We start from the raw sequence: 15,514 nt of genomic DNA on the forward strand, positions 1-15,514 counted from the left end.
GTTGTACTGGTTTTACACTATTTGACTAATAAGTTCAGTAAGAATTGCCGGATAAATATAAAATGGTATTTTTGTATTTATAATAGAAACAATACCTTACCTATGAAATTAATTGCATTTTGCCTGTTATGTCTAGTAATCTTTTGTACCCATGTCGGTGCTGTTAATAACTTACGTTTATCTGATATACGTAGTATGGGAATGGGAGGAAATGAAGTAACCCAATCATCATTATTAAATCCTTCTTTAATAGCTCTCCAAAGTAACAGAAAGTTACAAATCAATTATTTTAATCGTTATTCTTTAAAAGAATTACAAACAGTAAACGGAAGTTTCCAATGTCCTAACCCTATATTACCAATAGGTGTTGATATCTTTTCTTTTGGTTACGATGCTTATAGGGAAAGCATGTTTCGTTTGTCCGGCAGTAAACTTTTAGGAGATAAATGGTCTTTAGGGATATCTGTTCAATATGCTATATTACAAACAGAATTATGTGAAGAAAATATTTCACGCCTTTCAACCGATATCGGAAGTACATTTCATCCGGTTGATAATTTGTTAGTAGGTATGTTGATAACCAATTTACCTTCTGTATCTATTAAAAATAATACAACTGAAATAAAGGACTTTACATTCTATTTAATACAGATAGGTTTTCAATGGAAGGTTATTAATAATATGTTGATAGCCGGAAGCATAGGTACTAATAATGAACATACTGTAATATGTAATGCTGGTATTGAATATACTGTTTTTGATGCATTTTTTGTTCGTGCCGGAATTAGAAGCGATCCGGTTTTACCTTCTTTGGGTGTGGGATATAATTTATATCATTTTATTATTGATGTAGCTGCTTTATATCATCCGGAATTAGGAATAAGTACAGGAATTGGTTTATCATTTTCTTTTTAAATATACCTTACTATGAGACACTTTATGTTCATGTTTATAACTATGTCAATATACTTGTTAATTAATAGTTATAATGTTAATGGCCAGACTTCTTTTTCTGTTGATAAGTGGATGGAATATATGGAAGAAATGGCTGCAAATACAGATGATAATGAAAAGATAGAAACATTATATTCCGAATTATCCTATCTTACAGAACATCCTTTTGATCTGAATACTGTAACAGAACAACAATTGAAAAAATTACCGTTCCTTTCGGATTTCCAGATTAATAATATTATGAGATACAGAAAACGTTATGGCAATATGGCTACCGTATATGAACTGAAAAATATTGAAGGATTAGATTTTCAAACAATAGAATTGCTTCTTCCTTTTGTTTATATAGGTGTTACCCCTGTTGATAATTACCCTGTTACTGTGAAAAACATGTTGAAATATGGTTCTAATGAATTATATATCAGATATGATAAATGTTTTCAACAAAAGAAGGGATATAGTTCATATCCTGATAGTATATTACAGGAATTTCCGAACCGGAAATATATAGGAGAACCTTTTTATACTTCTCTCCGTTACAGCTATTCATTTAAAGATAAAATATATTTTGGTGTTGTTGCTGAAAAGGATGCCGGAGAACCTTTTTGGAATGGTTATCGTAAAGGATATGATTATTATTCTCTACATCTTCTTTTGAAAGATATAAAGATGTTGAAAACTTTGTTGATTGGTGATTATAAAGTTTCTTTTGGCCGGGGTTTGGTAGTAAGCAATGATTTTTCTTTGAGTCGTACCACTATTGTTACTCAGGCGGAAAGACGCACAAACGGATTTAGGAGACACTTTTCAACAAATGAAAATGATTTCTTTCGGGGAACTGCAGCAACGGTTAATTTGAAAAACATAGATATTAGCCTTTTCTATTCTTTACGTAAACTGGACGCAAAAGTTGAAGACCATATTTTTACTTCAATTAAAACAGACGGATATCACCGCTTGGAAAGAGACAGAGAAAAAATGAATAACATAAAAATGCAAACAATAGGTGGAAACATACAATATAATACTTCAAATGTTTGTTTAGGAATCACTGCTTTATCTTATTCTTTTGGAAAAGATAAAATTATGCCGGAGCCGAAACCTTATAATATATTCTATTTTAGAGGTGACAAAAATATAAATGCAAGTATCAATTATCTTTTGAAAAATAACAAAATGAAGTTTTATGGTGAAACAGCTATTTCCCGGAATAAAGCGTTTGCAACTTTGAACGCTTTTCAATTAATGCCGGCTTCTTATATTTCCTTGTTGCTATTATACAGGTATTATGATAGACGTTATCAGGCTTATTTTGGTAATGCTTTTTCTCAAAATTCATCTGTTCAAAATGAACAAGGTTTGTATATGGGAATACAATTAACTCCATTCGCCTATTGGAAATGTTCGGCTTATGCTGATTTTTTCCGTTTTCCCTGGTTAAAATATGGAGTAGACTCACCTTCTACCGGACGTGAATATATGGTGCAAGTTGATTATACAGGCAGAAAAAATTTTTCTGTTTATATTCGCTATAAATACAGACGAAAAGAAAAGAATGAGAGTCTTTCCGATAAATTTACGACTGTCGTTTTACCTTATACCCAACAGCGTGTCCGGATTCAGGCAAATTATCATTTATCTTCCTTATTTATTTTCAAAACGTCTGCTGATGCTGTTGTATACAATGAAAGCACTAAAAACAGTAAAGGTTATATGGTCTCTCAAAGTTTTGGATGGAAACCTTCTTCACTACCTGTTCAGATAGATTTATATACTGCCTGTTTCTTTACAGACGATTATTCCAGTCGTGTGAGTTCTTATGAGAAAAATATATTGTATGTTTTCAATATGCCTTCATTTTATGGAAAAGGGTTACGTTTATCAACAACTTTTCGTTGGGATATATTGAAGAGAGTATCATTATCTGCCAAATTCGCATATACACATTATATGGATAGAAATGTTATTGGTACGGACCTTGAAGAAATAGAAGGTTCAGATAAAACGGATATTTATGCCATGTTAAGATGGAAATTTTAAAAGGCTTTTGTAGTTTTGTATCATATTATGGATGGTTAATTGTGAACCGCTTAAACAAAAATACAGTTATGTCTACGATTCTTTTTGATAAAATAATTTTCGGGCCTGTTCACAGCCGCAGGCTTGGTGTTTCATTAGGTGTTAATCTTTTACCTACGGACGGGAAACTTTGTTCGTTTAATTGTATTTACTGTGAATGCGGACTGAATGAAGAACGTCGTACACGTAGTAAACTTCCTACCCGTGTAGAAGTAAAAGAAGCTTTAGTGCAGAAATTGGCTTATATGCAATCGGAAGGAATAGTTCCGGATGTGATTACTTTTGCCGGAAATGGCGAACCTACAATGCATCCCGAATTCGGAGGTATTATTGATGATACGATAAATACACGCAATCAGTTTTTTCCGCAAGCTAAAATTGCCGTTCTTTCTAATTCTACTATGCTCCATAAAGAAGAAGTATTTCAGGCTTTAAACAAGATTGAAGATAATATATTGAAGTTAGATTCTGTTTTGGATAGCCGGATTCGTCAATTAAATGCTCCTAATTCTCCTTCTTTTAATTTTGATTCGTTACTGAAACAGCTATGCCGTTTTAATGGTAAGCTTATTATACAAACTATGTTTTTGCGAGGTGAAATAAATGGAGAACATATTGACAATACTTCTGAATCTGAAATTAAAGGTTGGGTAAACGCATTAAAACAAATCCGTCCTAAGCAAGTAATGATCTATACTATAGACCGGGAAACGCCGGTGAAAAATCTAAAGAAAGTATCTGGAGAAGATTTGGAAATAATTGCAGAAGTAGCTAGAAAAGAAGGATTTGATGTGACTGTTTCTGCATGATAAAACTTGTTTTTTGTTTTTTTAGACAACTGTCTTTATAGCCAATAATAAAAACTATTATTGGCTATGTATGGAATATAGTTTACTCCTCTTTTTCTCTGCTTAAACGCCATGCTATTGCTCCGTTTTGTGATAAAACGAGCGAATCCGCATCAATTTTATCTATTGATAAAGTATCGATGCCATCAAAAGTCATTTTGTTTCCTATGCTTTTGTAATTCAATTGCAGATACATTCCATCCAGACTCCATCCGTTAATATCCAAAGTAGCCATATTTACGCTTTGAGCTGTTCCGTCCTGGTTTAGCGTAAAACCTTGTACTTCCTGTGCATTAATTGGGTTTGGTTCTACCCACGTACCTTGTATGTAGTAATAAGGAGAATGCCTCAGTATTGTTAACCCGGTTGCAGTTAATACTTTTGTACCATCCATATCTTTTTCTATACATGTAACTTTTACGGAATCATCAATCAATACACCCGGAACTTTTTCGGGGCTTGTATCCATTGTGCTGATATCTACAGTACTCCCATCGGAAGTGGTCAGTACGATATTGTTCATACTGGCATCAAGAACAGTCCCGTTTATGGTTTTAGACTCGGTGTTTTGTTTACATGCTGTCACGCCAAACGCTGATGCAATAATGATTGCTGTAATACAAATGTTCTTTTTCATATTCTATGGATATTAATATGTATTGATTCGGTTTACCGTCTTTTTGCTGCTTGTATAATTTTTATATCATTGTTTGTATGAATTTTAAAGATATATATGCCCGGAGCAAACGAGCCGGTATAAATAACTTCTTCAGGATTTTTTATCTGTTTTACAACTTTACCGTCGGCCGAAATTATTTCGATCAATGTAACCTGTTGTGCATTGTTTATTCTTACCTGTTCATTAAATATGAGAGGCACTATGTTTACAGCATTATTGCCTGCATCTTCGATACTTACGTTTATTTCTTTTTCTGCATTTGTTAAAACACTTTCATCGTTTTCATTATAAACGGCAGAAACGGAATAAGTATGTTTTCCTAAAGGGACATTTTTATCCAGATATTCTGTCCCGGTTATAAACGTTCTGTTTAGTTTTATTTGGTCGCGATAGACATTATATCCGGTGACTTCCGGAAAAGCAGCAACCGGATTGCTGCGTAGCTTATCATTTGATAAGCTACCTTTTTCGGAAGTAACGACTGCTGCAACAACAAAATTGGCATCGAAAACGGCATTTCCGCTTCCTTCGGGAAGATATAGATATTCCCATTTTATACCATCGTATGATACTACATTCCCTTTACCGCTTATTGCAGGGCCTTCGTCTGCATAAGCCGGATATTCTTTTTCTTTGTAATTTTCGGCGTAGATAGTGACATACAAATTTTTAGTGGCATCTATTACATACGGAGTTTTCAATGTAATTGTGTTTGTCTGTTTGTATTGAGGATTACTGATTTTTTGTTGATATTTGTTTTCCATTTCTCCCTGGAAAATAAGTATGGAGTAAGTTCCTGCAAGAGGTGTGAATTTGACAGCTGTAAGCTTTTTATTATTAAAAGGTGCCAAATCGTTTGCATCCCATGTTTGTCCGAAATAGAACGGATTACCTTTCAATCCGATTGATACGAAATTTGTATTGCTTCCCCAGAATATGGTTTGCTGGTATAAAGGAGCTTTCCAACTTACTAATACCGTATTTTCGGCCGTTTCTTTTGCAATTACATTTGTAGGGCCTTTATAATCGGTAATTAAAATAGTAGCATTGGTAGTGCCAGATTCTTTTCCATCCGTATATATGCCCGAAACTCCATAAGTTTGGGAACCTGCTTCAAAAGATTCGTCGGTGTATGTAGTTGAAGTCGTGTAGTCTAATAATATGTTGTTTCTGTAAATAGCATATTTTTCAATATCCCGGGCATTTTCGGGTGCTTTCCATTTCAGTGTAACTGTCTTATTATTGTACGTAAGAGTTAAATCGGTAGGGCTTAGTTTGTTTTGGGCTGCATAACGTCCGGCTAGTTGTGTTACTCCTTTATTGATAGGGTCCAACCAAATGTCCATTCGGGTTGTATCCGAACCGGGGAATTTATTCCAGTGGTAAAATAATTTGCCATAAATATTACTGCCATCCGGTCTATCGTTGCAGTTTGAATCTCCTCCGGTCAGGGTACCTACAATCAGTTTATTCTGATTAAACAACGGAGATCCGGACGAACCTCCGGCGGTTACACTTTGACCATTGTTTGTTGCATCAAAAATAACATTCCAATGTGCATTGTTATATCCTCTTACGCCATTTATATCGTTCCAGGTTATTGTTTTGGCAGGAGATTTGAATGTCGATATTTTTTTATAATCGCCATTGGGATGATGTATACCAACACCGGATTGAGCTGCTTTATCGCTTCTGTCCCATCCATTGTAATACACATTGTAACTTTCCGGAATGGATTGATTCAGTTTCAATAATAAACCGTCGGAACCTCCGCTGGTGGGAGTAGAAGCTACTTTTATACATCCGGTCATTGTATTAGGCCTATAAGCAATCGATAAGTTTGTACATTGTGTACGTTCATATCCAAAATAGAACAACCATTGACTGTAATCATCTTTACTGGCTGATACGTTAGATTCTGACTGGCTGCAATGAAATGCCGATAAAACGTAAGGGGTCAGATCTTCTTTTGTATTATTTACCAACGAACCGGAACATATGTAAGAGCTTTTTCCTATTCTCTGGATCATTTTGCAGACACCTTCTTTTTCGGCTTGCCAGGCGTCTCCTTCTTCACAATTAATGTTTACCATGCAATCGTTCGAAGCATTTTTCAATGAAGACGTTTTAGTTATATATAAGTGGTTATAGCCATAACCGATAGATTCGATATTAATACGAGGTTGTTCGGCATTGTTTGCTGCAGGTACATATTCCAGCACAATGTCATCACCCGCTATAAATTCGGTAGCAAATTTTTGTGTCGAAGGATTTGTTGCAGATGTATATGCTCCCAATACCTGTGTCTTATCTGTATTATAAATGAATAATTTACCTCCTTCTGGAATATAGAAATCGTTGTAGTATAGCATAATTGCTATAGCACCTTCTGCTTGTATGCGGAGTTGCCATACTGTTTGATTATCGGTCAGAGAAATTTGGTTTCCGTCTTTAATTATATCGAGATTGGCATCTATAAGTTTAGCTACGCGTAAAGGTGCACCCTGGCTTACTTGCCATTCATCTACAATTTTCAAATCTTCAACGCTAAAATTAACGGGTACTTCAACAGCAGCCAATGTATTTTTTAGGGTGTTTTGGCTATTAAAGCTGGGCGGTAGTCCGCCTTCGCTGATTTGTGCATTAACAGTAGAAATACCTATAATAAAGGAATATAAAATACTCATTGGAAGAGTAAGAAAGAGAAAGTGCTTTTTATTCATCTTACAATAGTGTGAAGAAGTTTACTTTTAATTATTTATAGTATTCCGAAAGGATATATTTGGTATTGTTATATATTGTCATAATGACTTTTTATTGATATAACTTCAATAGTTACAATATCTTCATGTATGGTGTAGATGATACGGAAATGCTTATTTATGCGTCTGCTCCAATAACCTGAAAGATTTCCTTTTAGTGCTTCAACTTGCCCTGTTCCTGTGGCAGGATGTTCTTCTAACTCTTTAAATAGAGATAGAATTTTAAAAAGATATTTCTTTTGTCCGGATTTTTTCCATAGAAGTAGCTGTTTTTCGGCTTCATCTGTTAATACTAGATTATAGTTCATATATCTAGCAAATTTCTAATTTCGTCCATTGTGTAGGCTTTAGCTCTCCCCTGTTTGGCGTCTTCAATACCTCGCATAACGGATGCTATATTTTGTGGATCGTTGAACCATACATCACCGCTTGGACTTGGATTTGTTGAAACTTCCACACTCAAAGTATTTGCTTTTGTTTCTAAAATATTTTCAATGAAAGCTTTTAAACTTTTACCCTGCGAAGCTGCTATTATTGATAATTTTTGCAAGGTTTCCACTGAAAGGTCTATATTTTTTCTTTTCTTTTCTAATGCAATTGTTGTCATAGTCTTATATATTTTCCACAAAAATACAATATGTATATGATATATACAATATATATGGTATATATTTATTTTTATACTGTTTACATCAATTGAAAAATTTCATACTTATGATTTAGAAAAATCATCGTTATAATTTGAAAAAATCATTACGATGAAATGTTATTGTCGTAATTTTAGTTCTATATTTACCAACAATCTAAACGAACGCCAAATGAAATGCATTATAAGCATATTATTGCTAACCTTATTGTTATTTTCTGCCGGATGTAAAGACGAAACTGCCGCGAAAAAAATAATTATTCAAGCCGAGTCATTATATAAATCCGATCCCGACAGTGCGTACGCCTTGTTGAATACAATAGAGCTTCCTGATCTGCTAAGTGAAAAATTGCTTGCCCGCTGGTGCATGATATATGGGCAAGTAGCCGATACGTTGGGTGAAGAAATGCCTTATACCACTCAGCTAACGCGTGCCTTGTCTTATTATAAAAAGCATGGAACACGGAAACAACAAGCCGAAATAGGTCTGTATCTGGGTCGTTCGTATGTTGAAGACAAAGAATACGAAGATGCAATGAAAGCTTATATACCTGCATTAGAAATGGCTTTGCGGGCTAAAGACTATAACCAGGCAGGATATATTTGCAGCTATATGGGGGATTTGTACCTTTTTGAATCTATGCCTTTGTTTGCTGCTGAGAAATATATGGAAGCAGGTAAGAATTTTAAAAAAGCAGGCAATAAAAGAAGCTATGCCTTTGCCTTGCGTGATGTAGGTAAGAGCTACTCTTTTGTAGATTCTATAAATATTGCTTTAGTTTATTTACAAAAAGCCGACACGATAATAACTTCTTTGGGTAATACGGATGATATGGCTTATATATACAATGGATTGGGTAATATATATAGCATGCTTGATAGTTTTGATTTGGCAGAAAAATATCAATTAAAATCTATTCAATTAGATAGCATGGATAATGCACCAAACTATTTGGCGTTATCAGAAATATACGCAAAAAAAAGAAATTTGTTTGATGCACGTTTGTATTTGCAGAAATCATCTACTTTTTTTACGAAAAATGGAGATACTTCTATTGAGAGATTATATGATTTTTATGAACTGGAAAAAATAACGGGAAATACAAGTTTGTCATTGTCCTATTTGGAGCAATACGTATTAGCTGTTGATTCTATTATTACTTTACGAACACAAATGGATGTTATGAAGGCAGAAAAAAAATATAACCATCAAAAAGTCCTTGTTAAAAACATGCAACTAAATACAAATAAGCAACGCATGATTATTTTAATTGTTGCGCTGATTACTATTTGTTTATTATTGATTGTTATTTATCAATTAATAGTAAAACGTAAAAATATTAAGATCGTTAAGCAAAAAGAAGCTTTAACCCAGAAAGATATTCATTTACTAAAGTTATCTGTTGATTTAAAAGAACAAAAAACTAAGTTGGATCAACTTTCTGTCAAACTTACAGAAAATACAGAGTTGCTTGATTTACAAAAATCATATACAGAACAGATGACAATATATGAAACGAAGAAAGCAGAAATGATGCACTTAAATAATGAACTGGTAAAACTTAAAAAGGAAAAATTACAGTTATCTACGATTGCTAAAAAGCTTAAGAAACTTTCTGACAAAGTTATTCCGGGAGCAGACGCGCCTCTTTTATCTGATAAAGATTGGAAATTAACGCAAGAAACGGTAGATGATATCTATTATCCGGTATATAGTACGTTTTTACGTATGAATATAGATTTTACTTCAACAGAACTCCGTTATTGTTATCTTGCTTTCTTTGATTTAGATACAAACTCAGTTGCCATTTTAATGAATATAGCCCCTGATTCTGTTATGAAAGGTTATCAGCGGTTGCGTTTAAAGCTTGGAATTACAGGTGGAAAAATGAAATTATATACATACTTGACTAATTTGCTTTAAATAAGTGTTTTATTCTTGTTTTTGTCTGTTCGTTTGTCCTGTCTTATTTTATTAATATATTGATTATCAGATATAACTTGTCCTGTCTATTTTGATCGTATTTTTAGTTTCTTTCCTATACTGAATCTACTTTTGTGTCATTAAAATTTGTAATGATATGAAACGACTTTTATTTAGTATTGTGTTAATGTGGTTTATTTCTAGTTCTTGTTTTTCTAGAGGAATAAAACTCTATGGAAAGTGGTCACATAATAAAAAATCAATAGAAACTTCTTTACCAATAGAAGCTTCTATTGAAGAGAGTGTAAAAGAATTGTCCCTACAATTTAATAGAGGTTTGGGATTAGTATATGTGACTATTTATAGCCTTTCAGAAGAAGTAATATATTATGAAGTGTTAGATGCGATTGAATTTTCTTCGTATACAATACAACTAGATAAGAAATTACAAGGTGAATATGTGATTTCTATATCAGATAATATGAATAATGTTTATGGATTGTTTGAATTTTAAATTTAAGAAAATGAAAAAGTTGAATGTGTTTTTTGCAGTGGCGATATTGTTGTATGTTACTGCATGTTCTAACGATGAGTTGGTAGATAATATACCAAATAAAAATCAAAAAGAAATAATTAATAATGTAGATAATATTTCTGGTTTAGAAACAGTTGCAAAACTTATTGCATCTATAGATATTGATAAAGATATTATGGGTGAAGTAAAAACTGGAGTTGACAGATCATTACAATATGGTCTAGATGAAGAATTTAGGTTTACAGATATGATAAAGCCTTTATCAAGTAAACTTCGTCGTTCACCTGTTACTTCTTCATTGATTGAAAAGATGTCAGAAAAACTGAACTATACAAGAAATACTGGCATAGATAGTGAATTATTTTTTACTTATTTATCTAATAATGATGTACAAATCTATTGGGCATATTCTAAGAATTGGGATGGAAAAACAGTCCCTGTTATAACATTCGCTCCGGAGGATGAAGATGCAACGTGGAATTATGGATATAAACAAAGTATACAATCTGATGGTAGCATTAGAATAGATACAATTATTGTTGATGAGGAATACCTTTCCGAAAATTCTGGTTGGATTATTAATAGAAATGAATTGGCTTATAGTGATCTTCCTAATTTTGAAAATGGAGAGTTTGAAAAGAATGGAGTAATATTTGATCAACCATCTGTTGAAACTAAAGGATTTGGAATAAATGGTTGGTTTCCAGATACAGATCCCAATATGGTTTATAGTTTTTATATAAATCCAATGAGAGTTACAAAACAACTTGACGGAGTATTTGCAGGTGGATCTGAAATGGTTATTTCTTGTGCTCATCCAGAGATGGCAGGAGGGGTAAAAGCTCCTGTTACAGTACTCCGTAAAAGTTTTACAAGAGAAGAAATATCGAAGGCAACAACGAAATCCTTTTCAACTCCTTTAAATACGAACTGGAGACAAGAACAAATAAATAATGCTTTAAAAATTATAGAAGAAGATCAAGGAGAAAAAACTCAATGGGATTTTTCATTAGGGTTAAAGGTTGATGGTAAAGATATTTTTTCAATTGCAGCAAGTATTCCATTTCAAAATGAAGATGATGAGATTGTACAAGTTATCTTAGATAGAGATTTTATTAATTCTCAGTCAAATAGAGGAATTGGATTAATAAACCCTCCGGGAGAGTTAAGCGGATGGAGAACGTATGTTGAAAATGGAGTTTCGTATAATCTACCCATTATTGCAAGATAATGAAACAAAAATTTATATTCAGTATTTTACTGCTACTCGGAAGTTATACTATTGCTTTTGCCCAATTTTCATTTACTCCAAATGTAGGAATTTGTATTTCTGATATTTCAAACACACGAAATAGTCATGACTATATCAGTTATAATTTTGGTGTGGGTATTGATTATCATTTCAATCGTTGGGGAATAAGGAGTGGCCTTTTTTTAAAAGAAAAAGGTACTTATAATATGGAAGGTTCTGTTAATATAGATGAATATCCTGTTAATACAGACTTGATTACAATGGATGCCAAATTGATGTATATGCAGCTTCCGGTATTAGCTTCTTATCGTTTGCCTATATATGATCATGTTGCTGTTCAGCTTAATGTTGGCCCTTATGTTGCATATGGATTGAAAGGTAAGTATAATTTGCAACGTATGGATCGAGAATATGGAATAAGTTCATCTCCCTTTGATCGGATTATTTTTGAAACAGAATCTTATGGAAAAAAAGATTTGTCTTCTTTTACTAAATGGGATTGGGGTATTAATGCTGGTGTTGAAATGAGTGTTTATCGTTTTAATATTGGTGTTTCCTATGAAATTGGATTAAAGGGTCTGTCTTCACATTTTCCGATAAGATATGATGGAAAGCAACGGAATAGATCATGGAATATGTATGTTGGATTTACGATATGAACATAAATATGAATAAGTTAGTAATAAATTTATCAGTAAATCGTTTAATAAATACATCTTGTTAAACAAATAATGATGAAGCAAGTATTTTTAATTTTATTCGCTGTTTTATCTATTCAGCTGGTAAAATCAATTGAATTAGAACCTCGTGCGGGTATTGGTGGAGTGTATGAGTGGGGATTGCATGCCGGTGCGTATGTTTCATTCCCGGTTTCTAATGTGTTTGCCATCCAAACAGGAGGATTGTTGTATAGTGGGGATAACTGGAAAAACTCTTCCTCCAAATGGAATATAGGCCTTAACATCCCTGTGTATGCTTCGTTTCGTTTGCCGGTTAGCCAGACAACAAACATAAGGCTGAGTGCAGGTCCTTATGTTGGAATTGCTTCACTCGGGCAACTAGGATTCTCTGCTGAAACGGGAGTGGAAGTAAAGAAGGTATATATAGGAGCTGCAATATTCCAGAACTGTCTGAACAAAAAAGATACTCAAGTTGGGATATCAGTAGGATATAAATTTGCTTTATAATTGGCTATTAGTCTTTATGTACTCCCTTCACACTCATTTGTCTTGATTGGCAAATGATGTGAAGGGATTTTATGTTTATCCCAGAATGTATTTGTTTCCGGGGATATATGATAAAAGCTTAGAAACGATGCAGCAGGTTATAAAAGTAAATATTCCTATCAATAAGATGGAAACGGGAGTCGTGCAACTCTCATGAATGAGCTTATAAAAGAAATTCAGGATAAAGATATGCATTAGGTAAATGCCGTAACTTAACTGGGAGATAGTACGGATCGGTTTATACAACCATTCTTTATCGAATGAAATTTGCTTTAGTATAATGAAAATACCGAAAGTCATTAATGTGACAGGAGGAGTACAAAAACGCCAGGAAACTTCTATATAACCTAAATCTATTGACTCCAATGTTCTGTTGTAGAATGAGAAGAAGGCTAATCCGTAGCCGATAAGGAATGAAATTATTCCGATAAGCATACTTTTCTGCAAGCTCCAATTAATGTAAGTACGGATATAATGTGCCAAAACAAGATAACCTATATATCCTGAAAAATACCAGAACATGTGGAATTCATTCCAGAAACATTCCCCGTACCAACCATCCGTATATGTTGGTATGTAGTGATGGAGCGTGGTAAATGCCCATACGGCCAATACAGCTTGTTCTCCTCTCTTACTGGCTTGTTTCAACCAGGGCGAAAGGATCGGCATAAACATGTATAAACCGATCAACATATAGATGAACCAAAGGTGTCCGCTACTCATATTGAAATTCAATAACAGACGGGTAAGGCTTCCTTTCATATCTTCTGTAGTCATATCTCCGTATAATACGGGTACAGTCGCATATAATACTGACCAAATAATAAACGGAATAAGAACTCTGCTGAAACGACGTTTGAAGAAAGGGGCACCGCTTTCTTTCAAAGGTAACAGCAGGTAAGAAGAGGTCATTACAAACAAGGGAACGGCTGCACGCAAGGCACTGTCTATAAGACTTACCCAAAAACGATCGGTATCGTTTGCAATTGAACAGCCATTGGCTCCTACATAAAAAAACTCGCAGGCGTGTACCATGATCACCATAAAACACGCAAGTACTCTAAGATAGTCTAAAAAAACAATACGATTGTTTTGTAAAGGATTCGTAGTTAACATAAATATTACATTTTAAAAGAATTGAGATAATATTAAAAATAAAACACGGATGCAAAAATAGACAATAATTCGGATTATTTGAAAATCAAAACAAGCTTATGGTATCAGTCTGATCTGTTTTAGAATAAAATCCTGTATATTTGGCGAAAACTTCAATAATCTAATACTTAATATTCGATGGAGAAAAAAACAACTGTCCCCGTTACGGCCATTGTACTAGGAGCCAGCGGAAGAGGTAAATTGTATGGCGATTATTCACTTGAACATCCGGACGATCTTCAAATTGTCGGCATTGCCGAATTGGTGGAACTGCGCCGTAATATGTATAGGGATAAATATCACGTTCCTGCCGGAAACTGTGTAGCAACCTGGGAAGAAATGTTGAACCGCCCCAAGTTCGCAGATGCTGTGATTATAGCAACCCCAGACCATCTGCATTATGCTCCCTGCATGAAAGCGCTTGATTTAGGTTATGATATTCTTTTGGAAAAACCTATTGCCCAGACAGAAGAAGAATGCCGCCGGCTGGTGGCATATGCCAAAGAGAAGGGAAAGATAGTAGGCCTGACACATGTTTTACGCTATTCTCCTTATTTCTTGATGCTTAAAGAGATGGTGTCGAGCAAGAGAATTGGTGAATTGGTAAGTATCCAGCATTTCGAACCGGTAGACCATGTGCACATGAGCCATTCGTATGTACGCGGAAGCTGGCGCGATTCGGAAGCAAGTACTCCGTTGGTTCTGGCCAAGTCGAGCCATGACCTTGATATACTTCACTGGATAATAGGTAAACCGTGTACAAAGGTGGCAGCTTTCGGCGACCTGACACATTTCAAATCAGAGAAAGCTCCTGCAGGAGTTCCGGCCCGTTGTACGGATGGTTGTCCGGTAGAAGCAACTTGCCCTTATTCGGCATTAAAGATATATTATCGTGATCGTACGTGGCTGTATGTATTTGATTTGCCTGAAGATTATGACGAACAAGGTAAGGTAATCCTTGAAAATCTGAAGAACGGCAATTACGGCAAATGTGTTTATCATTGCCAGAATAATCAACCGGACCATTATATGATGCTGATGGAGTTTGAAGGTGGTGTAACGGTCAACTTCTCTATCGAGGCATTTACTTCGTATAGCGGTCGCCGTACCCGTATCATGGGTACACATGGTGATATTGTCGGAGATATGGAATCGTTTACCCATACCGATTTCGCTTCCGGTGTCTCCAAGACATACCGGGCGGATGCTGTGGATGCATTGAATTATGAAGGTGTAGGCCACGGTGGTGGTGATGCCGGAATGATACACGACTGGATAGAAGCCATTCGTAAACAAGACGCTTCCCTTATGAGTACGCCGCTCGACGAATCGTTGGAAAGCCATCTCATGGCGTTTGCTGCCGAACGGAGCCGTAAGGAAAACAAGGTAATTGCTGTAGAGCATTGATTCCGTTTTATGCCGATGAAAAAAACTTCATCGGCATAAAACAAAAT

The 15,514-nt window shown here is 34.6% G+C and carries 14 protein-coding genes; 9 read left to right on the forward strand and 5 right to left on the reverse strand.

Going from position 1 to position 15,514, the window contains the following annotated elements:
• Nucleotides 1–102 precede the first annotated feature (102 nt).
• From CTY47_RS10985 to CTY47_RS10995, 3 genes are all read left to right on the forward strand, one after another.
• Complete coding sequence (locus tag CTY47_RS10985; RefSeq protein WP_099464786.1) at nt 103–915, forward strand: PorV/PorQ family protein; 813 nt, start codon at nt 103–105, stop codon at nt 913–915.
• 12 nt (nt 916–927) lie between these two features.
• Complete coding sequence (locus CTY47_RS10990; RefSeq protein WP_233202155.1) at nt 928–2,994, forward strand: helix-hairpin-helix domain-containing protein; 2,067 nt, start codon at nt 928–930, stop codon at nt 2,992–2,994.
• A 68-nt stretch (nt 2,995–3,062) separates the two neighbouring features.
• Complete coding sequence (locus tag CTY47_RS10995; RefSeq protein ID WP_099464888.1) at nt 3,063–3,842, forward strand: radical SAM protein; 780 nt, start codon at nt 3,063–3,065, stop codon at nt 3,840–3,842.
• 82 nt (nt 3,843–3,924) lie between these two features.
• Here CTY47_RS10995 and CTY47_RS11000 read toward each other — a convergent pair whose 3' ends face one another.
• The 4 genes from CTY47_RS11000 to CTY47_RS11015 all read right to left on the reverse strand — a co-directional run bounded on the left by CTY47_RS11000 (nt 3,925) and on the right by CTY47_RS11015 (nt 7,929).
• A complete protein-coding gene (locus CTY47_RS11000) occupies nt 3,925–4,518 on the reverse strand; it encodes a lipocalin-like domain-containing protein (RefSeq protein ID WP_099464787.1) in 594 nt (197 codons plus the stop codon).
• A 32-nt stretch (nt 4,519–4,550) separates the two neighbouring features.
• On the reverse strand, nt 4,551–7,283 hold the full coding sequence (locus CTY47_RS11005; RefSeq protein WP_099464788.1) for a T9SS type A sorting domain-containing protein: 2,733 nt from the start codon (nt 7,281–7,283) through the stop codon (nt 4,551–4,553).
• A gap of 68 nt (nt 7,284–7,351) precedes the next feature.
• Nucleotides 7,352–7,630, reverse strand: coding sequence for a Txe/YoeB family addiction module toxin (locus CTY47_RS11010; protein ID WP_099464789.1), 279 nt, complete (start codon nt 7,628–7,630; stop codon nt 7,352–7,354).
• Complete coding sequence (locus CTY47_RS11015) at nt 7,627–7,929, reverse strand: hypothetical protein (protein ID WP_099464790.1); 303 nt, start codon at nt 7,927–7,929, stop codon at nt 7,627–7,629. The genes CTY47_RS11010 and CTY47_RS11015 overlap by 4 nt, the downstream gene beginning before the upstream one ends.
• Before the next feature lie 346 nt (nt 7,930–8,275).
• Here CTY47_RS11015 and CTY47_RS11020 point away from each other — a divergent pair, with 346 nt between their 5' ends.
• From CTY47_RS11020 to CTY47_RS11040, 5 genes are all read left to right on the forward strand, one after another.
• Entirely contained in the window at nt 8,276–9,892 is a 1,617-nt protein-coding gene (locus tag CTY47_RS11020; protein WP_143813375.1) for a hypothetical protein, read from the forward strand.
• Between the two features lie 157 nt (nt 9,893–10,049).
• Entirely contained in the window at nt 10,050–10,406 is a 357-nt protein-coding gene (locus CTY47_RS11025; RefSeq protein ID WP_099464792.1) for a DUF3244 domain-containing protein, read from the forward strand.
• Between the two features lie 10 nt (nt 10,407–10,416).
• Nucleotides 10,417–11,658, forward strand: coding sequence for a hypothetical protein (locus tag CTY47_RS11030; RefSeq protein WP_143813376.1), 1,242 nt, complete (start codon nt 10,417–10,419; stop codon nt 11,656–11,658).
• The gene (locus CTY47_RS11035; RefSeq protein ID WP_099464794.1) at nt 11,658–12,338 is read left to right on the forward strand and encodes a porin family protein; all 681 of its coding nucleotides are present in this window, start codon (nt 11,658–11,660) and stop codon (nt 12,336–12,338) included. The genes CTY47_RS11030 and CTY47_RS11035 overlap by 1 nt, the downstream gene beginning before the upstream one ends.
• A 75-nt stretch (nt 12,339–12,413) precedes the next feature.
• A complete protein-coding gene (locus CTY47_RS11040; protein ID WP_143813377.1) occupies nt 12,414–12,866 on the forward strand; it encodes a porin family protein in 453 nt (150 codons plus the stop codon).
• A gap of 75 nt (nt 12,867–12,941) precedes the next feature.
• Here the strand turns inward: CTY47_RS11040 and CTY47_RS11045 are convergent, their stop codons facing one another.
• The gene (locus CTY47_RS11045; RefSeq protein WP_099464796.1) at nt 12,942–14,021 is read right to left on the reverse strand and encodes an acyltransferase; all 1,080 of its coding nucleotides are present in this window, start codon (nt 14,019–14,021) and stop codon (nt 12,942–12,944) included.
• A 177-nt stretch (nt 14,022–14,198) separates the two neighbouring features.
• Between CTY47_RS11045 and CTY47_RS11050 the strand changes: the two genes are divergently transcribed.
• Complete coding sequence (locus CTY47_RS11050; protein ID WP_099464797.1) at nt 14,199–15,467, forward strand: Gfo/Idh/MocA family protein; 1,269 nt, start codon at nt 14,199–14,201, stop codon at nt 15,465–15,467.
• Nucleotides 15,468–15,514: the final 47 nt, after the last annotated feature.

This window comes from Parabacteroides provencensis (genome assembly GCF_900232875.1).
Taxonomy (GTDB): domain Bacteria; phylum Bacteroidota; class Bacteroidia; order Bacteroidales; family Tannerellaceae; genus Parabacteroides; species Parabacteroides chinchillae.